The following is a 22,962-nucleotide window of genomic DNA, read 5'->3' on the forward strand; positions in this document are numbered from 1 at the left end:
CGTACTCCCCTGGGTGGAGACGGGGGCGCGCAACCCCGGGACATCCCCGAGGGGTTGTGTCGGGGAGGTGTACGGGCGGGGGCCGGAGGGGGACGGCGTGACATCGCTCACTTCCTTGATCGTCGGCGGTGTGCCCGGGGCCGCCGAGCCGGGCCTCCCACCCTCCGGAGCGCGGGCGGTCCGGTTCCGGGGGCCTCGTCAAGTGGGCGGGGAAGGGCGGGGGTTGGAGGCGGGCTGGTGTCGCCGGTCCCAGGAGTCCCCCCACAGCACTGACAATCGATCCCGGTGCGAGGGCGCGGCCTATGAGCACGTGCGGGCGCCACTACGTAAGCTGTGCCACGTCGAACGGACGAGGGGACGGACATGGCGATGATGCGGCTCCGACGCGAGGATCCGCGGATCGTCGGGTCGTTCCGGCTCCACCGCAGGCTGGGGGCCGGCGGAATGGGCGTCGTGTACCTGGGGTCCGACCGGCGCGGCCAGCGGGTGGCCCTGAAGGTCATCCGGCCCGACCTCGCCGAGGACCAGGAGTTCCGGTCGCGGTTCGCCCGTGAGGTGTCGGCGGCCCGGCGGATCCGCGGCGGCTGCACGGCCCGGCTCGTCGCCGCCGACCTGGAGGCCGACCGCCCCTGGTTCGCCACCCAGTACGTCCCCGGGCCCTCCCTGCACGACCGGGTCGCCGAGGAGGGTCCGCTGCGCGCCGCCGACGTGGCGTCCATCGGGGCCGCGCTCTCGGAGGGCCTGGTCGCCGTCCACGAGGCGGGCGTCGTGCACCGGGACCTCAAGCCGTCCAACATCCTGCTCTCCCCCAAGGGCCCCAGGATCATCGACTTCGGCATCGCCTGGGCCACCGGCGCCAGCACCCTCACCCACGTGGGCACCGCCGTCGGCTCGCCCGGCTTCCTCGCCCCCGAGCAGGTGCGCGGCGCCGCCGTCACCCCCGCCACCGACGTGTTCTCGCTCGGTGCCACCCTGGCGTACGCGGCGATGGCCGACTCCCCCTTCGGGCACGGCAGTTCCGAGGTCATGCTCTACCGGGTCGTGCACGAGGAGCCGCAGCTGCACGGTGTGCCCGACGCGCTGGCACCGCTGGTCCGGGCCTGTCTCGCGAAGGATCCCGAGGACCGGCCCAGCACCCTCCAGCTGTCGATGCGGCTCAAGGAGATCGCGGCGCGCGAGGCGCAGGGGCTGCCCGTCTCCCGGCCGCCCGCCCAGCGGGAGCGGTCCGAGGAGCGCAACACCGTCCGGCCGACGGAGCGGTACACCGAGCACACCGAACGGGACACGCGCGGACGTGGTCCCGAGCGGGCGGGCGAGCGCGGTTCCGAGCGTGTTTCCGAGCGGGAGCGGCGTGGGAAGCGGGGCACCTCCTCGCGGTCCTCCGCCACCGGTCCCCGCACCGGGGGCTCACGGTCCCCGCAGTCCCGTCCCGGCACCAGGCCCGGCGCCCGCTCCACCTCGACGGGCCGCCGCCCCGCCAACCCCCGGCTGCTGCGGCAGCGGCTCTTCGTCTTCGTCGTCGTGACCCTGGTCGTCGCCCTCGGCATCGCCGCCGCGCAGGCGCTCCAGGGCTGAGCCGGGCGGGTTCGCTACGCCTCCGGGCGACCCGTCGCCACCGCGTAGAAGGCGACGGCCGCCGCCGCTCCCACGTTGAGCGAGTCCACGCCGTGGGCCATCGGGATGCGGACCCATTCGTCGGCGGCCCGCAGGGCCTTCTGCGACAGTCCCTCGCCCTCCGCGCCCAGCATCAGCGCCACCCGGTCCAGCTTGTGCGGGGCGGCCTCGTCGATGGGGACCGCCCGCTCCGCCGGAGTGAGCGCGAGCAGCTCGAAGCCCGCCTCCTTCACCGTCTCCAGGCTCCGCGGCCAGCCCTCCAGGCGGGCGTACGGGACGGAGAAGACCGCGCCCATGGACACCTTCACGGAGCGCCGGTAGAGCGGGTCCGCGCAGTCCGGCGAGAGCAGCACCGCGTCCATGCCGAGGGCCGCCGCGCTGCGGAAGACGGCGCCGATGTTGGTGTGGTCGTTGACCGACTCCATGACCACCACGCGGCGGGCTCCCGCCAGCAGCCCGGCCGCCTCCGGGAGCTCCTTGCGCTGCATGGACGCGAGGGCGCCCCGGTGCACGTGGTAGCCCGTGACCCGTTCCGCCAGGTCCGGATCGATCACGTACACCGGCGCCTCGGACCCCTCGATGACGTCCCGCATGGTGTCGACCCACTTGGCCGAGAGCAGCATCGACCGCATCGCGTACCCGGCCTGCCCCGCCCTGCGGATGACCTTCTCGCCCTCCGCGATGAACAGGCCCTCGGCCGGCTCCCGTCTGCGGCGGAGCTCGACGTCGGTCAGGCCGGTGTAGTCGCGCAGGCGCGGGTCGTCGGGGGCGTCGATCGTGATCAGTTCGGTCACGGGGTGCTGCTGCCTCGTTCGGGGAGTGGGGCGGGGTGGGGTGGGTCGGTGTCGTTCTTATGTCGTCGGCTTGTTCGGGCCTTCCGTCACCACGGCGCCTATGACGATCACCGCCGGCGGGCGGACCTCCTGCGTCCTGACCGTCTCCGCGACCGTCGCGAGCGTCGCGTCCACCCTGCGCTGGGCCGCCGTGGTGCCCTCCTGGACCAGGGCCAGGGGGGTCTGCGGGTCCTTGCCGTGGGTGACGAGCGCCTCCGCGATCTTCCCGATCTTGTCGACGCCCATGAGGATCACCAGGGTGCCCGTCAGCTTGGCGAGCGAGGCCCAGTCGACGAGGGAACGCGGGTCGTCGGGGGCCACGTGGCCGCTGACCACAGTGAACTCGTGGGCGACCCCCCGGTGCGTGACCGGGATGCCGGCCGCCCCGGGCACCGAGATCGAGCTGGAGATGCCGGGGACCACCGTGCAGGCGATGCCCTCGGCGGCGAGCGCCTGCGCCTCCTCCATGCCCCGGCCGAAGACGAACGGGTCGCCGCCCTTCAGGCGGACCACCGACCTGCCCGCCTTCGCGTGCTCGACCAGCGCGTTGTTGATGGCCTCCTGGGCCATGAACCGGCCGTACGGGATCTTCGCCGCGTCGATCACCTCGACGTGCGGGGGCAGCTCGTCCAGGAGGTCCCGGGGGCCGAGACGGTCCGCGATCACCACGTCCGCCTCCGCGAGCAGGCGGCGGCCCCGGACCGTGATGAGGTCCGGGTCGCCGGGACCGCCGCCGACCAGGGCGACGAACGGGGTGCGGGCCCGGTGCTGGGGCGCCGCGATCGAACCGTCCCGCAGGCCCTCCACGATCGCGTCCCGCACGGCGGCCGAGCGGCGCGGGTCGTGGCCGGTGAGCACCGCCACGGTGACGCCCTCGACGCGGCCGGTGGCCGGGGTCCAGGCGGTGGCCGCCTCCGCGTCGTCCGAGCGCACGCACCAGGTCCGGGTCCGCTCGGCCTCGGCGGAGGCGGCGGCGTTCGTGGCCGGGTCGGTGGTCGCGACCAGGGCGTACCAGGCGTCGGCGAGGTCGCCGTCCCGGTACCGGCGCTTGATCCAGGTGATCTCGCCCGTCTCCGCCATCACGTCCACGGACGGGGTCGCGGAGGGCGAGATCAGGGTGATGTCGGCACCCGCGGCTATCAGTGCGGGGAGGCGGCGCTGGGCGACCTGGCCGCCGCCGAGGACCACCACGCGGCGGCCGGCGAGGCGGAGGCCCACCGGGTAGGCGGGGTGGGCGTCGGCGGTCGCCTTCTCGGTGTTCTCGGCCATGGGTGAGCGGCTCCTCAGGGCGTGGCAGGTGCGGGCCGCTGCGGCGGTGGAGCGGCTGGTGGGGCGCGGTTTCGGGTCCCACGATATCGGTGGCCCCGGGGTGTCACCCTGTGACGGATCTCCCGGCCGTGGGGCGTGACGTGGGGGCCGCTCCGCGGCCCCCACTCGCGTGTGTGGGTGGGGGCCGCGCCGTGGTGCTACTTCTCGGTGACTCCCGCCGAGTCGAACGTGGCCACCTCGTGCATCGCGCGGGCCGCGCTCTGCACCAGCGGGAGGGCCAGCAGGGCGCCCGTGCCCTCGCCGAGGCGCAGGTCCAGGTCGACCAGGGGGCGCAGGCCCAGCTTGTTCAGGGCCGCCACGTGGCCCGGCTCGGCGCTGCGGTGGCCCGCGATGCAGGCCGCGAGCGACTCGGGCGCGATCGCCCGGGCCACGAGCGCCGCCGCCCCGGTGGAGACGCCGTCGAGGACGACCGGGGTGCGCAGCGAGGCCGCGCCCAGGATCAGGCCCACGAGGGCCGCGTGCTCCAGGCCGCCGACCGCCGCGAGGGCGCCGATCGGGTCCTCCGGGTCCGGGGTGTGCAGGGCGAGGGCGCGGCGGACCACGTCCACCTTGCGGGCGTGGGTCTCGTCGTTGATGCCGGTGCCCCGGCCCGTGACCTCGGCCGGGTCCACGTCGGTGAAGACGGAGATCAGGGCGGCGGACGCCGTGGTGTTGGCGATGCCCATCTCGCCCGTGAGCAGGGCCTTGTTGCCGGCTGCCACGAGGTCGCGGGCCGTCTCGATGCCGACCTCGATCGCGGCCAGGACCTCTTCGCGGGTCATGGCGGGACCCGTGGTGAAGTCGGCGGTGCCGGGGCGGACCTTGCGGGGCAGCAGGCCCTGGGTGGCCGGGAGCTCGGAGGCCACGCCGACGTCGACGACGACGACCTCGGCGCCGACCTGGTGGGCGAAGGCGTTGCAGACCGCTCCCCCGCCGAGGAAGTTGGCCACCATCTGGGCGGTGACCTCCTGCGGCCAGGGCGTGACGCCCTGGGCGTGGACGCCGTGGTCGCCCGCGAAGACCGCGACGGCCGCGGGCTCCGGGATCGGCGGCGGGCACATCCGGGAGAGCCCGGCGAGCTGGGCGGAGATGATCTCCAGCATGCCGAGCGCGCCGGCCGGCTTGGTCATGCGCTTCTGGCGCTCCCAGGCCTCTCCGAGCGCCTTGGCGTCCAGCGGGCGGATGTTCGCGACGGTCTCCTGGAGGAGGTCGTGCGGCTCCTCGCCGGGCAGGGCGCGGCGGCCGTACGTCTCCTCGTGGACGACCCAGGCCAGCGGGCGGCGCTTGGACCAGCCCGCCTGCATCAGCTCGGGCTCCTCGGGGAACTCGTCCACGTATCCCACGCAGAGGTACGCGACCACTTCGAGGTGCTCGGGAAGGCCGAGGGCGCGGACCATCTCGCGCTCGTCGAAGAAGCTGACCCAGCCGACGCCGAGGCCCTCGGCGCGGGCCGCGAGCCAGAGGTTCTCGACCGCGAGCGCGGAGGAGTACGGAGCCATCTGCGGCTGCGTGTGGCGGCCGAGGGTGTGGCGGCCGCCCCGGGTGGGGTCGGCGGTCACCACGATGTTGACCGGGGTGTCGAGGATGGCCTCGATCTTCAGTTCCTTGAACTGCTTCGCCCGGGCCTTCGGCAGCGACTTGGCGTACGCCTCGCGCTGCCGCTGGGCCAGCTCGTGCATCGTCTGCCGGGTCTCGGCGGAGCGGATGACGACGAAGTCCCAGGGCTGGGAGTGGCCGACGCTGGGGGCCGTGTGCGCGGCCTCCAGGACGCGGAGCAGCACCTCGTGCGGGATCGGGTCGGAGCGGAAGCCGTTGCGGATGTCGCGACGCTCGCGCATGACGCGGAGGACGGCCTCGCGCTCGGCGTCGTCGTAGCCGGGGGCCGGGGCGGAAGCGGGAATGGCCTCCGCGGTCGGTTCCGGGGCGGGCGCGGCCTCCGGGGTCGGTTCCGGCGCGGGCGTGACTTCCGGGGTCGGTTCCGGCGCGGAGGTGAGTTCTTCGGCGGGGACCGGTTCCGGGGCGACCTCCTGAGCGGGGGCCGGTTCCGGGGCGGGAACGGCCTCCGGGGTGGGCGCCGGTTCCGGGGCGGGAACGACCTCCGGAGCGGGGGCCGGTTCCGGGACGGGGGCCGGTTCCGGGGCGGGGACGACCTCCGGGGCGGGGGTCGGCTCCGGAGTGGGAACGGCTTCCGGAGCGGGTGCCTGTTCCTGGAGCTGGGGCCGGGTCGGCTCTTCGGCCGGGGCAGGTTCCGGGGCCGTCGCGGGCTCCGGCTGCTCCTGGGTCGTGGCTTCGGGGGTCCCCTGCTCCTGCGGCTGCTCGGGGACGGCCTCCGCGACCGGCTCGGCGGGGGTCTGCTCCACCGGGGCCTCGGGCTCGGGCTCGGGCTCGACGGTCTCCTGGGCCTGCTCGGGCTCGTCCGGTACGGGAGTGGGAGCGGCGGCCACGACGGGCTCCGGCTCGGGTTCGGGCTCGCGCGGCGCGGGCACGACGACCGCCTCGGGCCCGGCCGGCTCCTCCCAGATCTCCGGCGCGGCCTCGGGCGCCGGCTCCGCCACGGCGGTGGGCGCCTCGGGCCGCGGCTCCGGCGCGGGGGCCGGTTCGGCGGCCGGGGGCTGCTCCGCGGCCGGCGCCGGGACCGGGTGCGGGGCCGTCGGGACGGCACCCTCGACCCGGACGAACCGGCCGGAGTGGTCCGGCTGCGGGACGACCGTTTCTGCGGGGGCCTGCGCCTCCGGTTCCTGCGCGGTCCACGGCTCGGCGCCCTGCGGCGCGAGCTGCTGCTCCTGCGCGATCTCGAAGTACTCGGGGCCCGTGGTCGGCGGGCCCGGGGTCCGGACCGGCACGGGGGCGGGGCCGGTGGCCGCGAGGGGCTCCGGCGCGGGCTGCGGGACCGGCGCGGGCGCGGCGGCCGGGCCCCGGTCGGCGAGCGAGCGCACGACTCCGCCGGTGCCCTCGGGCACGGGCGGGCCCATGTGCAGCGGGCGGCGGGCCGGCGGCGGGGTCGGCGCCACGGCCTGCGGGGGCAGGGCGACGCCGCCGAGGTCGACGGAGCCCGAGTCGTGGCCGGTGATCTCGTGCGCGCCGGTGTCGAGGATGCCGGGCTCGTAGCCGTGGTCGGTGACGACCGGCTCGTACGGGGCGACGGGGACGCCGTGCGCGGGCGTGCCGGCGGGGATCCCGTGCGCCGGGGTGCCGGTGTAAGGGTCGACGGGGACGCCCTGCGGGGCGGTCAGGACGTCGCCGAGGGCCACGGGCTCGGGGAACGGGTCCGTGAGCGGGTCCGGCAGGGGGTCCGTCAGCGGGTCGCCCATCGCCGCCGGGGGCGGCACGGCGACCGGCGGCGCGGGCGCGACGCCCGGCGGGTGCTCGCTCCAGGCGCCCTGGGCGCCCGGCATCAGAAGGAGGTCGTCGTCCTCGGTGGTCTGCTCGGAGGGGTCCAGGAAGGTGTAAGCGCCCGGTGCGGGGATGCCCGGCTGCTCGACCATGCCTGCGTTCTCCGGCAGCCCCTCGCCCGGGACCTGGCCGGTGTCCGTCATGCGTACCCCTCGCCCATCGCTTGTGCTCCTTCAGACCTTCGCCCGTCGACAAGAACGAGCGTGCGCGCCGCGCGGCACGAAGGACGCGGACACCTGCACATTGTCCCGGCCCTCGGCCTTCGTGGCAGGAAGATTCGCCACGGTGCGCTGTGGACTGCGCCACGTCGCGCGGTCCCCCCTTGTCGCGTGACCACGACCGGTGACTCCGAGGGGCCACCATTTCAGGACATCGGCACACGAAGCGACGAACGTCCGGACGCGGTACAACAATCCGCCAGCCTACCCCGCCCGGTGGGGCGGCCGGATCACGGGGCGCGTTCGATCCTGCGCCCGGAGAGCAGGAAGACGGCCGAACGATCGCGTTCCGACCAGGTGTCCGGGTCGAGCCCGACGGTCTGGAGGAGGAGGGTCTCGACGGCGTAGCCGCCGGCGGCGGTGAGGGCGGCCCCGATCGCCTCGGCCTCGTCGCGGGTGGAGGCGTGGGCGACGATGCGCTCCGGGCGCCGGTCGGCGCAGGCGGTGACGACGTGGACGCCGCCGGCCGCGATCCGTACGACGTCGGGCTCGGGGAGGGTCTCCAGGACGTGCGGGGCGCGGCCCAGGACGGTCTGGAGGGCGACGCCGTGGCGACGGGCGACGGCCTCGGTGCGGGCGCAGGCGGCCGGATCGGGGTCGACGGCGATGACGGCGGCGCCGAAGCGGGCGGCCTCGACGGAGAAGGCGCCGCCCGCGCAGCCGATGTCCCAGACGAGGTCGCCGGTGCGGGGCCCGAGACGGGCGAGTTGGGCGGCTCGGAGGGCGGGGTCCTCGCCCGCCTTCCGTCGGGGCTGATCGGTTCCGGGGGCGTGCCCCTCGGAGTCGTACTCCTCCGGGGGGAGGCCCCAGCCCCGGACCGGGCGGACGGACGGGTCCAGGCCCGCCAGCCAGGGGGCGGCCGGGGTGCCGCCGCCCCCGCCGATGACGAGGACGACGTTCGGGTCGCTCCAGGTGTGGTCGGCGGCCTTGTCGGAGGTGAGGACGGAGACCCGTTCACGGTCGGTGCCGAGCTGTTCGCAGACGACGAAGGTGCGGTGGACGCCGTCCAGGAGGAGGGCGAGTTCGGCGGGGCCGGCGCCCGGCGAGGTGAGGACGGCGACCTTGGGGTGGGCGCGGCAGACGTTGACGGCGCGGCGCAGGGTGCGCTGGTGGGCGACGACGATCCGGGCGTCCTCCCAGGGCATGCCGGCCCGGGCGAAGGCGGCGGCGACGGAGGAGACGGCGGGGACGACCTCGACCTCCAGACCGTGCTCGGGGGCGCGCAGGGTGCGGACGACGCCGAAGAAGCCGGGGTCGCCGTCGGCGAGGACGACGGCGGTGCCGCGGTGGCCGGCGATGCGGCGGGCGGCGAGGTCGACGCTGCCGAGGCGGATGCGTTCGGCGGCGGGGGGCACCTCGGGCCGGGCCAGGTGGTGGGCGGCTCCGGCCACCAGGGTGGCGGCGGAGAGCGCGGAGCGGGCCGCCGGGGAAAGGGGCGAGCCGTCCCAGCCGATCACCGTGACGCGGTCGGCCATCGTCGTCTGTCTCCCTGTGGTGTTGTCGCAGGTCGGGGGGTGCCGAGCGTACCCCGGGAGGGCCCTCGGGAACCTTGGGAATCAGTTCCAGTCGGTGTACGAGGAGTATCCGGCTTCGGCCATCTGGTCGGCGGCGTCGTCGAGGTCCTCGGGGAGGAGGCCCCAGACGATGAAGTCGGTGCGCAGCTCGGTCCAGCCGCCGTCCTCGGTGCGGGTGCGGGCTATGCAGGCGTTGCGCAGGACGCCCTCGCTGATGCAGCCGATCTTCTGGGCGACCTGCTGGGAGGCGGTGTTGTCGGCGGCGGTGCGCAGCTCCAGGCGTTCGAAGCTCTGGTCGCCGAAGAGCCACCGGGCGGTGGCGAGGGCGGCTTCGGAGGCGTAGCCCTCGCCGCGGGCCCAGGGGGCGACGATGTAGGAGAGTTCGGTGGAGCGGACGCGCCAGTTCGTGTTGCTCAGCTGGACGATGCCGACGAGGCGCTGGGTGAGGAACTCGGTGACGGCGAGGTCGAGTCCGCGGCCCGCGGCGCGTTCGGCGGGGGCGTACTCGGTGATCCAGTGGTGGGCGGCGGCCTCGGTGTAGGGCTGGGGCACGGCCGTCCAGGCGCCGACGAGTTCGTCGTTCATCATCTCGGCGAGCGCGGGGGCGTCCGCCTCCTCGAGCGCGCGCAGCACCAACCGGTCCGTGTTGATGGAGATGTCCGGAAAGGTGGTAGTCATGCGCAGCTCCATGCCGTGGACCGTCCGAATCGACCGTGAACGCACAGCATGCAGCATGCGGCCGCCGGTGCGCATGGCCGGGTCGGGTACGGCGGAAGGCCCCGCGCACCGGACGGGGTGCGGGGGCCTTCCGCTCAAGGACGGTACGGGGGAACCGGTCTGACGGCCCCTCGGACGGCGATCACTCCTTGGGAGCGCCGAAGGCCGGGACGACCGAGCCCTTGTAGGTGTCCTCGATGAACTTCTTCACCTCGGGCGAGTTGAGGAGCTCGGCGAGCTTCTGCACGCGCGCGTCCTTCTCGTTGCCCTCCTTGACGGCGAGGAAGTTGGCGTACGGGTTGCCCTCGGCCTTCTCCAGGGCGATGGCGTCCTTGGCCGGCTCCAGCTTGGCCTCGAGGGCGTAGTTGCCGTTGATGACGGCGGCGTCCACGTCGTTCAGGGCGCGGGGCACGGTGGCGGCCTCCAGCTCCTTGAACTCCAGGCCCTTCTTGTCGGTGATGTCGGAGAGCTTGGCGTTGGTGCCGACGCCGTCCTTGAGGGTGATCAGGCCGTTCTCGGCGAGGAGCTGGAGCGCGCGGCCGCCGTTGGTGGTGTCGTTGGGGACGGCGACGGTCTGGCCGGGCTTGACGTCCTTCAGCGACTTGAGCTTCTTGGAGTAGAGGCCGAGCGGCTCCAGGTGGACGTTGACCACGGGGACGATGGTGGTCTTGTTCTTCTGGTTGAAGTCGTCGAGGTACGGCTTGTGCTGGAAGAAGTTGGCGTCGACCTGGCCGGACTGGGTGGCGGTGTTCGGCAGGACGTAGTCCGTGAACTCCTTCACCTCCAGCTTCAGGCCCGCCTTCTCGGCCAGGTTGTCCTTGACGTAGTTGAGGATGTCGGCGTGCGGCGTCGGGGACGCGGCGACGACGAGGGGCTTGTCGGCGGAGCCGGCCGGGTCCTTGGAGGAGGACGGGTCGGAGGAGGTGCCGCAGGCGCTCAGGCCGAGGGCGAGGGCTGCGGTGGCGGCGACGCCGGCGGTGAGCTTGATGTTCTTGCGCACGAAGAGTGCCTCTTTCAGGTGGAGTGGTGGTCGTCTGGACAACAAGTCCGGACTGTTCTTCGAAGGACGAAGTCGGTGGGCGGGGCGGGACGGCCTCAGGCCGTGCGGCCCCGGCGGGCGAGGAGTCGGACGACTCCGTCGCCGATGAGCTGGACGACGGTCACGATCACGACCAGGACGACCACCGTGACGAGCATGAAGGTGGTGTCGAAGCGCTGGTAGCCGTAGGTGACGGCCTTGGAGCCGAGGCCTTCGCCGCCGACCGCGCCGGCCATCGCGGAGTAGCCGATGAGCACGATCACGGTGGTGGTGACGCCCGAGACCAGGGAGGGCAGGGCCTGCGGGAGCAGGACCTTGCGGACGATGGTGGGGATGCCGCCGCCCATGGCCTGGACGGCTTCGACGAGTCCGTGGTCGACCTCGCGGATCGCGGTCTCGACGAGGCGCGCGAAGAAGGGGATGGCGCCGATGGCGAGCGGCACGATCATCGCGGTCGGGCCGATGAAGGTGCCGACGACGAGGGTGGTGAAGGGGATCAGGGCGATCAGCAGGATGATGAAGGGCAGCGAGCGGCCCACGTTGACGATCGCGCCGACGATCTTGTTCACCGGCCGGTTCTGCAGCAGTCCGCCCTTGTCCGTGAGGACGAGGAGGATGCCGAGCGGCAGGCCGCCGAGGACGGTGACGAACGTGGCCCACAGGACCATGTAGAGGGTGTCGACGGTGCCCTGCTCCAGCAGGGGCTGCATCTCGGACCAGGTCACTTGGCACCTTCCTTCGCCAGTACGGTCGCCGCGTCGGACACCGATTCCTGGACAACCGTTTCTTCGGTGGTCTCGACTTCTTCGACGACCTCGACCTGGAGGCCCTGCTCGCGCAGGAAGCCGACCGGGACGACGTTCTCCTCGTACCGCCCGGGCAGTTCGATCCGCATCCGGCCGATCTGCCTGCCGCCGACGGTGTCCATCGCCGCCCCGAGGATCGAGATGTCGACGTTGTACGTGCGGGAGAGCTGGGAGATGACCGGCCGGGTCGCGGCCTCGCCGTGGAAGGTGACGTCGACGACCGTGCGGTCGGGGCCGGTGGGGGCGCCGCCGACCGGGAAGAGCTCGGCGGCCAGCTGGGAGCCGGGGGTGGCGAGCAGTTCGCCGACGGTGCCGGACTCGACGACGCGCCCGTGCTGCATGAGGGCGGCGGAGTCGCAGACGGTCTTGACGACGTCCATCTCGTGCGTGATGAGCAGGACGGTGAGGCCGAGCTGCCGGTTGAGGTCGCGCAGGAGCTGGAGGATGGAGCGGGTGGTCTCCGGGTCGAGGGCGCTGGTGGCCTCGTCGGAGAGCAGGACCCTGGGCTTGCCGGCGAGGGCGCGGGCGATGCCGACGCGCTGCTTCTGGCCGCCGGAGAGCTGGGCGGGGTAGGCCTTGGCCTTGTCGGCGAGGCCGACGAGGTCGAGGAGTTCCAGGGCGCGGCGGGAGCGCTCGGCGCCGGACACTCCGAGGATCTCCAGGGGGAGCTCGACGTTGTCCTTGACCGTGCGGGAGGACAGCAGGTTGAAGTGCTGGAAGACCATGCCGATGCTGCTGCGCGCCCGGCGCAGGTCCTTGCCCGCGCGGCGACCCTTGCCGGCGAGGGCGGTGAGGTCGACGCCGTCGACGGTCACCGTGCCGGAGGTGGGGCGCTCCAGGAGGTTGACGCAGCGGATGAGGGAGGACTTGCCGGCGCCGCTCTGGCCGATCACGCCGAACACCTCGCCCTCGCGGACGTGGAGGTCGACGCCGTCCAGAGCGGTGACCTGGCGGCCGCGCGACTCGTAGACCTTGGTCAGGCCCGAAGTGGTGATCACAGGGGTTTCCGTCACTGTCGAGTGCGCGACGCGGGGTCCGTCACGCACGGGGCATTCGTCATCGGACAGTCAGGCGCACGGGGGCCGGTCCGGCGGGTGGCCGGGCGTCGGCGGGTGCGCGGGGCGGGCACGGTCCGCCGCCGTGGGGCGGAGGGACCGGCACGGCCGTCGGTCTCGCTTCGGGGCGCGAAAATCGGCGGGGGCCCTCAGATGGCGCACATTCGACACGAACAACGAGCACCGGGCGTCGTGATCGCCTCGGTCGCAAGGATGCGGCTGCTCGTCGTGGTCATGTCTGCAAGTAAAGCACGCACGGTTGACGGCGAAAGGGGCGTGTCCGCATAGCGGACATGGTTGAGACGGTATTCGGACAGCCCCGGAGGCTCACCTTCCGCTTCTCTTCCCTTGTGCGGCCTACGAAAGACGGGGCGGTCGGCGGACGCGGGCGAGGGCCTGCCGGGGCCCGTCTGTGGCCAAGGCCACGTGGACGCGGAGGCCGGCGGGAGGCGCCGGGGAGGGCCGCGCGCATCGGGTCGTTCGGACCGTAATACCCTCGGGCGCATGCTCGACGCCCTGACGGTCGCGGTCTCCGCGGCCGCGCTCGCCCTCGCCGCCTGGTGCGGCTTCGCCGCCTTCCGCGACCGGCCGACCAAGGACTGGCACTTCATCGGCATGGCCGTGGTGACCTTCCTGGTCCTGGTCCAGCTGATCGTCGGCATCGTGCAGCTGACGCGGGGCGAGAAGGCCGAGGAGGGCGCGACGATCTTCGTCGCCTATCTGCTCGGCGCGCTGTGCGCGGTGCCGATCGCCGGGTTCATGTCGCTCGCGGAGCGCAGCCGGTGGGGTTCGGCGACGGTGGCGGCCGGCGCGGTCGTCCTGGCCGTGCTCGAAGTACGTCTCCACGACATCTGGACGGTGGGCTGACCATGACCGCGACCGAGGGAACGACCCGCCTGGTCAAGGGGCCGGGCATGCTGCTCGTCTGGCTGTACGGCGTGATGTCGGTCGGCGCGGTCTCCCGCTCGATCTACCAGATCGCCACCGAGTTCGACCGGGCGCCGCTCGCGTACTCCCTGTCGGCGGTGGCGGCCGTCGTCTACGTCTTCATCACGTACACGCTGGTACGGGGCGGGGAGAGGGCCCGCAGGGCGGCGCTGGTGTGCTGCGCCGCCGAGCTCGCGGGCGTGCTGGTCGTGGGGACCTGGACGCTGGTCGAGCCGTCCGCCTTCCCGGACGCGACGGTCTGGTCGGACTTCGGCTACGGCTACGTCTTCATCCCGGTGCTGCTGCCGCTGACCGGCATCTGGTGGCTGCGGCGGTCCAGGACCGCCTAGGAGCCGTGCGACGGGCCGTCTCTAGGCGGCCTTCTCCAGGGTGACCAGGGTGAGCCGGGGGCCGAGCTCCCGAGTGGCGACCTGCGCGTACCCCTTGCTGCGGTAGAGGCGCAGGTTGACCTCGCTGCGGTGGCCGGTGAAGAGCTGGAAGCGCTTGACGGGCGGGGCGGCCTCGGTCCCGGTCGGGGCGGAGGTCGCGGCTCCTTCGGCGAAGTGGCGCTCGATGGCGTCGAGGAGCCGGCCGCCGAGGCCGTGCCGCCGCATCCGGGGGTGGACGATCAGCTTGGCGATCCGTACGGTGCCGTCCTCGTCGACGCGGGCGCGCACGGAGGCGACGACCTCGTCGCCGAGGCGGGCCACGAGCCCCTGCCCCTCCTCCAGTTCGGCGCGCAGGGCGTCGAGCGACTGGGTGAGCGGTTCGATGGACCAGTCCCCGTACAGCTCCGCCTCGCTCTGGTAGCAGAGGTACTGCAGCTTCAGGATGTGCTCCGCGTCCCGCGCGTCCGCCGCCGAGATGGTCACGCTCAGGCCCATGTGTGCACGCCTCCCGCTCATCTGCCGATCATCGGTTTACCGCACCCTTCCCCGACGGCCCGGGGCGGGAACCTCTGCAGCCAGCATTCTGCGCAGGCATCCCAGGCAACGGGAACGTGTCGGCCCCAGACTCCCCTGTGAGATACCCAACTCTCCTGCGATTTCGCGGTAGGTGGGGTCCTGCGGGTCGAGCATCGCGGTGAGGACCCCGGGGCAGCGGCCGGGGGTCCGGGTGACGGCGGCGCGCAGGGTGCGGCGGCCCTCGGCGACGAGCAGGGAGTGCTCCGGGGAGCCGTGGGGTTCGGCGCCGCCCGGCTCGTGGACGGGTTCGTCCCGGTAGGGGCGCTCCCGGTCCCTGGTCCTGCGGGCGCGGCGGGCCTCGGCCCGTACGGCCCGGCGCAGCCACTCGGCGGGCCGCTCGGGGGCGCCGGTCTCCCGGAGGCGCTCCAGGAGGCGGAGCCAGACGGCCTGTTCCAGGTCTCCGGGGTCGACGCCGGCGGCCGGCGCCTCGGCGTCCGACTCGGCGGCGAGGAGCGGGGCGAGTTCGGCGAGGAGACCGGCCGGCGATGTGTCGGAGGAGGATGCGGGGGTGGGGGCGGGGGCTGTCGCGGGTCCGGATGCGGGGGCTGTCGCGGGTCCGGGTGCGGGCGCGGGTCCGGATGCGGGGACTGTCGCGGGTCCGGATGTGGGTGCGGGCGCGGGTCCGGATGCGGATGCGGGTCCGGATGCAGGTGCGACGAGGGTGTCGGGGGTGGTCATGCCCCGCACCATGCCGGGGCACGCGCCCGTGGTTGCGGTCCGGGGCGTAAACCACCCGGGAGGGGGGCGTGCGGGCCCGGAGCCCTCCCCCGGAGGGGCGTGCGGGCCCGGTGCCCCTGTCTGCCGGGCCCGCACGGGGCGGTGCCGGGTCAGCCGCGGGCGGTGAGGTCCGCCGCGGCGAGCAGGGCGGTGTCCGGGTTGTCGGAGAAGATGCCGTCGATGCCCGTCTCCAGGTACTTCCTCAGGGCTCCGAAGGAGTCGCCGTAGGCGTTCGGGTCGGTGCCCCGGCGGAACTCGGCGGGCAGGAAGGCGTTCTCGTTGCGGTGCGTGTACGGGTGGAGGACGAGCCCGGCCGCGTGCGCGTCGCGGACCAGGGTGGTCGGGGTGCCGAGCCGGCCGCCCGCGTCCCGGGGGACGACCAGGTCGAGCGTGGGGCCGATGCCCTTCGCGTACGAGGAGATCCACCGCAGGCCCTCGGGGGTGATCAGGTCCGCGACCGTGCGCGGGTCCCCGGCCTCGGTGAAGTCCCAGGGGCGGCTGCCCGCGCCGGAGAGCAGGACCACGCCGGGGGTGTCGACCAGCTTCGCCAGGCGCTGGATGCTGCTGGGCTCGAAGGACTGGAGGATGACCGGGGAGTGCGCGCGGTGGCGCCCGTACCGGCGCAGGAGCCTGGCGAGCCGCTCCTCCAGGCCGAGGCCGAGGGAGCGGAAGTGGCTGGGGTGCTTGGTCTCGACGTACAGCCAGACCTCGCGGCCCCGGCGGCGGCCCTCCTCGTCGGCCCAGCGCAGCACCTCCTCGAAGGTGGGGACCGTCCAGCGCCCGTCGTAGAGGGTGTTCTCCTGCCGGTTGCCGGGGATGCGCTCCTTGGCGCGCAGGGTCTTGAGCTCGGCGAGCGTGAAGTCCTCGGTGAACCAGCCGGTGAGACTGGTGCCGTCGACGGTCCTGGTGGTCTTCCGGGAGGCGAACTCGGGGTGGTCGGCGACGTCGGTGGTGCCGGTGATGTCGTTCTCGTGGCGGCAGACCAGATGGCCGTCCCGGGTGGGGACGAGGTCCTGCTCGATCACGTGGGCGCCGAGGTCGAGGGCCAGCTGGTAGGCGCCCAGGGTGTGTTCGGGGCGGTAGCCGCTCGCGCCGCGGTGGCCGATGACGGTGGGGACGGGCAGGGAGCGGTAGCCGCGGCCCCGGCCGTGCGCGCCGCTCGCCCCGGTGGCCGGCGCGGCGGCCTGCGCGGTGCCGGCGGTGAGGGCCGCGGAGGCGCCGAGGACGGTGGCGCCCGCCGCGCCGAGAACCGTCCGCCGTGCCGGGGTCCGGCGTTCGCCCTGGGTCATGAGGGATCCTCCTGAGTGAACCGTGGTGTGATGTCCCGCACCTGTCGGCGGTTCCCCCGACGCTAGGCACGAAGCCCCTACGGGCGGCAGACCTGCGTCGAACATGGCGGAAACACGCGTCAACACCGCGTATCCACTCGGTGAACCCGATGTGCGCGCGGTGGTGACCCGCGAGTATCGTCGCCGGGCGCACCGTCGGTGCGGCCGCCTTCGCCCGACCCGCTTCCCACCGGAGGAAACGTTGTCCCGTCTCGCGATCATCAAGGCAGTGCTCGGGCCGGTCATGCGCCTGATGTTCCGCCCCCGCGTGGAGGGCGCCGAGAACATCCCGGGCACGGGCCCCGTGATCCTCGCGGGCAACCACCTGACCTTCATCGACTCGATGATCATGCCGATCTGCCTGGACCGTCCGGTCCACTTCATCGGCAAGGACGAGTACGTGACGGGCAAGGGCCTCAAGGGCCGGGCGATGGCCTGGTTCTTCACCAGCGTCGGCATGATCCCGGTGGACCGGGACGGCGGCCGGGGCGGTGTGGCGGCGCTGATGACGGGCCGCCGGGTCCTGGAGGAGGGCAAGGTCTTCTCGATCTACCCGGAGGGCACCCGCTCCCCCGACGGCCGGCTGTACCGGGGCCGTACGGGCATCGCGCGGCTGACCCTGATGACGGGCGCGCCGGTGGTGCCGTTCGCGATGATCGGCACCGACAAGATCCAGCCGGGCGGGGCGGGCTTCCCGCGTCCGGGCCGGGTGACGGTCCGCTTCGGCGAGGCGATGGAGTTCTCCCGGTACGAGGGGATGGACCGCGACCGCTACGTCCTGCGGGCGGTGACGGACTCGGTGATGGCCGAGGTGATGCGGCTCTCCGGGCAGGAGTACGTGGACATGTACGCCACCAAGGCGAAGGCCGCGTAGGCCTCGTACGCGTGTGAGAGCGCCCCCCGTACGGTCCGTGCCGTAAGGGGGGGCGCTCTCGTGTGCGGGGCGGCGCGTCAGTGTGCGACGCCGTCCTCCAGCTTCTGGCCCCTGAGCAGGAACCAGGCCGCGACCGCCGTCGCGAGGAGGACCGCCGCGCCGACGCCGGCCGCGATCCGCAGGCCGTCGACGAAGGCCTCCTGGCCGGCCGACACGAGGGCCGCCGCGGTCCCCGGGGCGAGGGCGCCGGAGGCCTCGACGGCGCCGCCGAGGGACTCGTGGGCGGCCGACGCGACGTCCGAGGGAACGCCGGCCGGGACGGGGAAGCCCCGGTAGACCCCGGTCACGATGGAGCCGAGGACGGCGATGCCGAGCGCGGCGCCCAGTTCGTACGCGGTCTCGGAGACGGCGGACGCGGAACCGGCCTGCTCCTTGGGGACGCTGGAGAGGATCACGTCGGCGGTGACGGTGAAGGAGAAGCCCGCGCCGACGCCGACGACGAGCAGGGCGGAGCCGAGCAGCGGGTAGCCGGTGTGCTGGTCGAGACCGGTCAGGACCGCGAGGGAGAGGCCGACCGCCGCGAGGCCGCCCGACACCACGGACCGTACGGAGAAGCGGCGGGCCACGACGCCCGCGATCAGACCGGCGGTGACCGCGCCGATCGCGGCCGGCAGTTCGGCGAGCCCGGCCTCCAGGGGCTGGCGGCCCTGGACCAGCTGGAAGAACTGGGACAGGAAGAACACCAGGCCGGAGAGGCCCAGGATGGTCAGCAGGTCCGCCAGGACGGCGCCGGAGAAGCCGCGGTGGCGGAAGAGGCGCATGTCGAGGAGGGGCGCGGGCAGGGTCAGCTGCCTGCGGACGAACCAGGCGAGCGCGCCGATGCCGGCGAGGGCGGCGAGGCCCGCGTCGGGGGAGGGGCCGTGCGAGGCCAGTTCCTTGATCGCGTAGACGACGCCGATCATGCCGACGAGGGAGAGCGCGACGCTGGGCAGGTCCCAGGGGCCCGGATCCGGGTTCTTCGACTCGGGGATCAGCTTGATGCCGACGAGGACGAGGACGGCCATGACGGGCAGGTTGATGAGGAAGACGGAGCCCCACCAGAAGTGCTCCAGGAGGAAGCCGCCGACGACCGGTCCGACGGCCGCGCCGGCCGAGGCCATGGCGCCCCAGATGCCGATGGCGAGGCTGCGCTCGCGCGGGTCGTGGAAGAGGTTGCGGATGAGCGCCAGGGTGGACGGCATCAGGGTCGCGCCGGCGACGCCGAGGAGCGCGCGGGCGACGATCATCGTCTCCGGGCTGGTCGCGTAGGCGTTGAGCACGGAGACGGCGCCGAAGGCGGTGGCGCCGATCAGGAGCAGCTTCTTGCGGCCGATGCGGTCGCCGAGGCTGCCCATGGAGACCAGGAGTCCGGCGATGACGAAGGAGTAGACGTCGCCGATCCAGAGCAGCTGGGTGCCGGTGGGTTCGAGGTCCTCGGAGAGGAAGGGGGTGGCGAGGCCGAGCACCGTGGCGTCGACCGCCACGAGCAGGACGGCCAGGACGAGGACGGAGAGGGCGAGCCACCGGCCGGGGCGGCGCACGCCCTCGGTATGGTCTGTGCTCTGGAAGGTGCTGGTGGTCACTTCTCCACGCTCCTGCGCGCTCCGCCGAGCAGCAGCTCGACGATCATGTACTGGAAGTCCTTGGCGGCGACCCGGCCGTCCTGCACGGCCCAGGCGCCGGAACCGACGAGCCCGTAGAGGGCCTCGGTGAGCCAGGCGGGGGTCAGGTCGATCCGGAAGACGCCGTGCTCCTGTCCGCGCCGGAAGAGCGCGGAGATCCGGGCGTCGATGCGGGCCCAGCCCTCGTTCTGCTGGTCGCCCTCGAAGAGCTGGTTCTCGGTGACGAGGAACGAGAGCAGGGGGGCGACGGGCTCGACCGCAGCGACGAGCCGGCGCACGGCCTCGTCCTCGGGTCCCTCGTCGATCGCGGCCCCGTCGAGGGCCGCCTCCAGCTCCTGGAGGCCGAGCTCCTCCAGGGCCCGCACCAGGGCGTCGCGCCCGGCGAACTGCCGGTGCAGCGTGGCCCGGCCGATCCCGGCGGCGCGGGCGACCTCGTCCATGGTGGCGGTCGCCTTGCGGGTGAGCAGGGCGGCGGCGGCGCGGAGCACCTGGGTGCGATCGACTGACATGAGACAAGAGTACACCGAATGAGACATCGATGTCTCATTCAATAATGCGATGCCTCATCGGGGGCAGGGACGGAATGCTGTGGACACGACGAAGCCGCCGCAGGTGTGGCTCGACCCGGACCACGGGGACGAGCTGCTCGCGCCGGCGGAGGCGTACGAGCCGGTGCGGGCGACGACGTGGAAGGGCGAGGCGAACGACTGGACAGGGCCCCGCCTCGGCCTGCCCGAGCTGCCGTACGTCGACTGGCCGCGGATGCACGGGAAGGCGCCCCGCGCGGGACCTTCTGGAGGACGCAGTACGTCCTGGAGTACGCGGAGGGGCGGCCGTTCGCGTGGGCCGACGACGACATCACGCCGTACGACCACGAGTACGCGGAGCGGAACCACCTCGCCGCCGCCCTGCTGCTGCGCGTCGACGAGCGGATCGGGCTGATCCGGCCGGACTTCGACGCGTTCGCGGAGTGGGCGGCGGCGCTGTGGTGCCGTGGCGCCGCGGTGTCCCGGGGGCGGCGGCGCTTCGGGGTCAGTGCTTGGCGGTGGCCCAGGCGTGCTGGATCACCAGGTCCGCCTTGACCTCGACGAGCTGGACGGCGACGGCGGAGGGGGCGGTGCCGCCCCGGCCGTCGCGGGAGGCGAGGGCGCCGGGGACGTCGAGGACCGTGCGGACCTCGGGGGTGAGGTGCTCGGAGATCTTGGCGAACTGCTCGTCCGTCAGCTCGTCCAGCTCCTTGTCCTCGGACTCGGCGACCTTCACGCACTCGCCGGCCACCTCGTGCGCCACCCGGAACGGCACGCCCTGCTTGACCAGCCACTCCGCGATGTCCGTCGCCAGCGAGAAGCCGGCCGGGGCGAGGGCCTCCATGCGCTCCCGGTTGACGGTGAGCGTGGCCATCATGCCGGTGAAGGCGGGCAGCAGGAGCTCCAGCTGGTCGCAGGAGTCGAAGACCGGCTCCTTGTCCTCCTGGAGGTCCCGGTTGTAGGCGAGCGGGAGCGCCTTGAGGGTGGCCATCAGGCCGGAGAGGTTGCCGATGAGGCGGCCGGACTTGCCCCGGGCGAGCTCCGCGATGTCGGGGTTCTTCTTCTGCGGCATGATCGACGAGCCGGTGGAGAAGGCGTCGTGGAGGGTCACGAAGGAGAACTCCTTCGTGTTCCAGATGATGATCTCCTCCGCGATCCGGGAGAGGTTCACCCCGATCATCGCGGTGACGAAGGCGAACTCGGCGACGAAGTCGCGGGAGGCCGTGCCGTCGATCGAGTTGCCCACGCTGCCCCGCTCGAAGCCGAGGTCCTTGGCGACCGCCTCCGGGTCGAGGCCGAGGGAGGAGCCGGCGAGGGCGCCGGAGCCGTACGGGGAGACCGCCGTCCGGGTGTCCCACTGGCGCAGCCGCTCGGCGTCCCGGGAGAGGGACTGGACGTGGGCCAGGACGTGGTGGGCGAAGAGCACCGGCTGGGCGTGCTGGAGGTGCGTGCGGCCGGGCATGGCCACGTCCGCGTGCGCCTCGGCGAGGCCGACGAGGGCGTCCTGGAGGTCGGCGAGGAGACCGCCGATGATCCGGGCGTGGTCGCGCAGGTACATCCGGAAGAGGGTGGCGACCTGGTCGTTCCGGGAGCGGCCGGCGCGCAGCTTGCCGCCGAGGTCCGGGCCGAGGCGCTCCAGGAGACCCCGCTCCAGGGCGGTGTGGACGTCCTCGTCGGCGAGGGTGCCGACGAAGGAGCCGTCGGCCACGTCCGCCTCCAGCCGGTCGAGCCCGGCCAGCATGCGGGTCAGTTCGTCCTCGGTGAGCAGGCCCGCCGTGTGCAGCACGCGCGCGTGGGCGCGGGAGCCGGCGATGTCGTACGGGGCGAGACGCCAGTCGAAGTGGACCGACGCGGACAGCTTCGCCAGGGCCTCGGCGGGACCGTCGGCGAACCGTCCGCCCCAGAGCCGTACGTCACCGTTGTTGCTGCTCACAGCTGCTGCTCCTCGGGAGGGTGGGTGTACCGCGGCCTTCCCGGCCCCGGGCCTCGCGGGTCGGGGCGAAGAAGACGATGGCATAACTATGCAATCCTCCGTATGTTTTGTCAACGTGCGCCGGCCGGCGGGTCTCCGGCCCGATATTCGGCGGCGTTCCCGGCCTGCCGGATCTAGGCTCCGCCCATGCCGACCAGCGCTTTCGACGACCTCGCCGACCAGCTCGCCGACCAGCTCGCCCGGAGCCCGGCGGCAGCCGACGCGGGTGTGTGGGCCGACTTCGACGAGAACGTCCGGGCCGCGCTGCGGTGGGGCTCGCCGGCCCCGGCCGCCCCCGCCCGGTTCCCCGGCGCCCCGGGCCGGCGGCCCGCCCTCGTGGAGACGGCCGTCGCCCTGTGCGGTCCGGACGGGCGGACACGGGAGGCCGCCCTCTCCCGCGCGGGCGGCCTCCCCGAACTCCTCCCCCTGGTCGTCGTCCGGTGTTCCGACTGGGCCGGGCCCGTACGGGAGCGGGCGCGGTCCGTACTGCGCGCGGAGCTGCCGGGGCTGTCGCCCGGGGCGTTCGGCGGCCTCCTGGCGGTCGCGCTGCGGATCGCGGGGCGGCTGCGCGGCGGCGCCGCGCGGGACCTGCTGGTCGGGGCCCTGCGGGAAGGCCCCGGAGACCGGGTGACCGCACTGCTCGGAAGCGGGGACCGGGCCGTCCGGCGGCTCGCCCACCGGATCGCCGTCGAGCGCGGCCTGCTCTCCCCCGCCCGGCTCGCGGAGACCGCCGCCGCCGACCCCGACGCGGTCGTCCAGGACCTCTGCGCGAACGCGGTGCTCGCGGCGGTCGCGGACGCGGCCGACGGGCCCCTCCTCGATCCGCTCCTGCGCTCCCGGCAGGGCCGGGTGCGGGCCGCCGGGGTCACGGGACTGCGCCGGACGGGACGGGCCGCCGGGGCCGAGCCGTTCCTGTACGACCGCTCCGCACTGGTGCGCGCCTGCGCCCGCTGGGTGCTGCGACAGGCGGACACGGACCCGCTGCCGCTCTACCGGGCGGTCTGCGCGGCCGGGGCCGGGGTGCCCGACGACGCGCCGCTCGGGCTCGCCGAGTGCGGCGAACGGGCCGTGGACGTCCCGGTCCTGTGGACGCTCACGGGGCACGGGCGGCCCCGCGTACGGGCGAGCGCGGTGGCGGGACTGCGGCGGCTCGACGCCGTACGGGTCGAACCCCTCGTACCCCTGCTGGACGACGGTTCGGCGCGGGTCGTGCGGGAGGCCGTGGCGGCGCTGCTGCCGTGGGCCGACCGGCTTCCGGCCGACGCGCTCCTCCGGCGCGCGACCGGCGCCCCCGCCCCGCACGTCCGGCGGGGCGCGCTGCGGCTGCTCGCCGAAGCCGGGGGCACGCCGTTCCGGGAGGCGGTCCGGGCGCTCGTCGACGACCCGGACCCGAAGGTGCGGGACCGGGCGCGGCGGGCGGGGGCACAAGCGCCTTCTTTCGCAAGGGAGTCGCCAAGGCATCGCTCCTGGTAGGAGCGCCGAGCAGAATGTGGG

General features: G+C 73.8%; 19 protein-coding genes and 1 pseudogene. 6 read left to right on the forward strand and 14 right to left on the reverse strand.

Annotated features, from left to right (window positions below):
- The first annotated feature begins 363 nt into the window (after positions 1 to 363).
- Entirely contained in the window at positions 364 to 1,575 is a 1,212-nt protein-coding gene (locus ACFY7E_RS14370) for a serine/threonine-protein kinase (RefSeq protein ID WP_389484515.1), read from the forward strand.
- Positions 1,576 to 1,589: 14 nt separating this feature from the next.
- On the opposite strand, the gene ACFY7E_RS14375 is transcribed toward ACFY7E_RS14370, so the two are convergent.
- The 8 genes from ACFY7E_RS14375 to ACFY7E_RS14410 form a co-directional block, all read right to left on the reverse strand.
- Complete coding sequence (locus ACFY7E_RS14375) at positions 1,590 to 2,408, reverse strand: TrmH family RNA methyltransferase (protein WP_389484517.1); 819 nt, start codon at positions 2,406 to 2,408, stop codon at positions 1,590 to 1,592.
- A gap of 57 nt (positions 2,409 to 2,465) precedes the next feature.
- The gene (gene cobA / locus ACFY7E_RS14380) at positions 2,466 to 3,716 is read right to left on the reverse strand and encodes a uroporphyrinogen-III C-methyltransferase (RefSeq protein WP_389484520.1); all 1,251 of its coding nucleotides are present in this window, start codon (positions 3,714 to 3,716) and stop codon (positions 2,466 to 2,468) included.
- Between the two features lie 197 nt (positions 3,717 to 3,913).
- Positions 3,914 to 7,291 (reverse strand): nicotinate-nucleotide--dimethylbenzimidazole phosphoribosyltransferase, encoded by a 3,378-nt coding sequence (cobT, locus tag ACFY7E_RS14385; RefSeq protein ID WP_389484522.1) that lies wholly within the window; start codon positions 7,289 to 7,291, stop codon positions 3,914 to 3,916.
- Between the two features lie 305 nt (positions 7,292 to 7,596).
- Positions 7,597 to 8,841 (reverse strand): precorrin-6y C5,15-methyltransferase (decarboxylating) subunit CbiE, encoded by a 1,245-nt coding sequence (cbiE, locus tag ACFY7E_RS14390; protein WP_389484524.1) that lies wholly within the window; start codon positions 8,839 to 8,841, stop codon positions 7,597 to 7,599.
- 81 nt (positions 8,842 to 8,922) lie between these two features.
- Complete coding sequence (locus tag ACFY7E_RS14395) at positions 8,923 to 9,558, reverse strand: GNAT family N-acetyltransferase (RefSeq protein WP_389484526.1); 636 nt, start codon at positions 9,556 to 9,558, stop codon at positions 8,923 to 8,925.
- A 181-nt stretch (positions 9,559 to 9,739) separates the two neighbouring features.
- Positions 9,740 to 10,597, reverse strand: a complete 858-nt coding sequence (locus tag ACFY7E_RS14400) for a MetQ/NlpA family ABC transporter substrate-binding protein (protein ID WP_389484528.1) — start codon at positions 10,595 to 10,597, stop codon at positions 9,740 to 9,742.
- A gap of 95 nt (positions 10,598 to 10,692) precedes the next feature.
- Entirely contained in the window at positions 10,693 to 11,361 is a 669-nt protein-coding gene (locus ACFY7E_RS14405; protein WP_383439507.1) for a methionine ABC transporter permease, read from the reverse strand.
- Positions 11,358 to 12,440 carry a methionine ABC transporter ATP-binding protein gene (locus ACFY7E_RS14410; RefSeq protein WP_389484532.1) on the reverse strand — a complete coding sequence of 361 codons (1,083 nt, stop codon included), beginning with the start codon at positions 12,438 to 12,440 and terminating at the stop codon, positions 11,358 to 11,360. Before ACFY7E_RS14410 ends, ACFY7E_RS14405 begins: the two co-directional genes overlap by 4 nt.
- Positions 12,441 to 13,001: 561 nt before the next feature.
- Between ACFY7E_RS14410 and ACFY7E_RS14415 the strand changes: the two genes are divergently transcribed.
- Together ACFY7E_RS14415 and ACFY7E_RS14420 are read left to right on the forward strand one after the other, a co-directional pair.
- On the forward strand, positions 13,002 to 13,364 hold the full coding sequence (locus ACFY7E_RS14415; RefSeq protein WP_383439503.1) for a hypothetical protein: 363 nt from the start codon (positions 13,002 to 13,004) through the stop codon (positions 13,362 to 13,364).
- Between the two features lie 2 nt (positions 13,365 to 13,366).
- Positions 13,367 to 13,774, forward strand: coding sequence for a hypothetical protein (locus ACFY7E_RS14420; protein WP_383439501.1), 408 nt, complete (start codon positions 13,367 to 13,369; stop codon positions 13,772 to 13,774).
- A 21-nt stretch (positions 13,775 to 13,795) separates the two neighbouring features.
- Here ACFY7E_RS14420 and ACFY7E_RS14425 read toward each other — a convergent pair whose 3' ends face one another.
- The 3 genes from ACFY7E_RS14425 to ACFY7E_RS14435 all read right to left on the reverse strand — a co-directional run bounded on the left by ACFY7E_RS14425 (position 13,796) and on the right by ACFY7E_RS14435 (position 16,395).
- Positions 13,796 to 14,308: a GNAT family N-acetyltransferase gene (locus ACFY7E_RS14425; RefSeq protein WP_389484962.1), complete on the reverse strand. Its 513-nt coding sequence runs from the start codon at positions 14,306 to 14,308 to the stop codon at positions 13,796 to 13,798.
- Between the two features lie 36 nt (positions 14,309 to 14,344).
- On the reverse strand, positions 14,345 to 15,067 hold the full coding sequence (locus tag ACFY7E_RS14430; RefSeq protein ID WP_389484535.1) for a sigma-70 family RNA polymerase sigma factor: 723 nt from the start codon (positions 15,065 to 15,067) through the stop codon (positions 14,345 to 14,347).
- 149 nt (positions 15,068 to 15,216) lie between these two features.
- Positions 15,217 to 16,395, reverse strand: coding sequence for a glycerophosphodiester phosphodiesterase (locus ACFY7E_RS14435; RefSeq protein WP_389484537.1), 1,179 nt, complete (start codon positions 16,393 to 16,395; stop codon positions 15,217 to 15,219).
- Between the two features lie 241 nt (positions 16,396 to 16,636).
- On the opposite strand from ACFY7E_RS14435, the gene ACFY7E_RS14440 reads away from it, so the two are divergent.
- A complete protein-coding gene (locus tag ACFY7E_RS14440) occupies positions 16,637 to 17,308 on the forward strand; it encodes a lysophospholipid acyltransferase family protein (protein WP_383439495.1) in 672 nt (223 codons plus the stop codon).
- A gap of 77 nt (positions 17,309 to 17,385) precedes the next feature.
- Here the strand turns inward: ACFY7E_RS14440 and ACFY7E_RS14445 are convergent, their stop codons facing one another.
- Together ACFY7E_RS14445 and ACFY7E_RS14450 are read right to left on the reverse strand one after the other, a co-directional pair.
- The gene (locus tag ACFY7E_RS14445; RefSeq protein ID WP_389484539.1) at positions 17,386 to 18,930 is read right to left on the reverse strand and encodes an MFS transporter; all 1,545 of its coding nucleotides are present in this window, start codon (positions 18,928 to 18,930) and stop codon (positions 17,386 to 17,388) included.
- Positions 18,927 to 19,478, reverse strand: coding sequence for a TetR/AcrR family transcriptional regulator (locus ACFY7E_RS14450; protein ID WP_383439492.1), 552 nt, complete (start codon positions 19,476 to 19,478; stop codon positions 18,927 to 18,929). Before ACFY7E_RS14450 ends, ACFY7E_RS14445 begins: the two co-directional genes overlap by 4 nt.
- 91 nt (positions 19,479 to 19,569) lie before the next feature.
- On the opposite strand from ACFY7E_RS14450, the pseudogene ACFY7E_RS14455 reads away from it, so the two are divergent.
- Positions 19,570 to 19,949: pseudogene (locus tag ACFY7E_RS14455) on the forward strand (hypothetical protein); the annotation flags it as partial.
- Between the two features lie 52 nt (positions 19,950 to 20,001).
- Here the strand turns inward: ACFY7E_RS14455 and argH are convergent.
- Positions 20,002 to 21,429, reverse strand: a complete 1,428-nt coding sequence (argH, locus tag ACFY7E_RS14460; protein ID WP_389484542.1) for an argininosuccinate lyase — start codon at positions 21,427 to 21,429, stop codon at positions 20,002 to 20,004.
- Between the two features lie 186 nt (positions 21,430 to 21,615).
- Here argH and ACFY7E_RS14465 point away from each other — a divergent pair, with 186 nt between their 5' ends.
- Complete coding sequence (locus tag ACFY7E_RS14465) at positions 21,616 to 22,941, forward strand: hypothetical protein (protein ID WP_389484544.1); 1,326 nt, start codon at positions 21,616 to 21,618, stop codon at positions 22,939 to 22,941.
- Positions 22,942 to 22,962: the final 21 nt, after the last annotated feature.

This window comes from Streptomyces sp. NPDC012825, assembly GCF_042900925.1.
GTDB lineage: Bacteria > Actinomycetota > Actinomycetes > Streptomycetales > Streptomycetaceae > Streptomyces.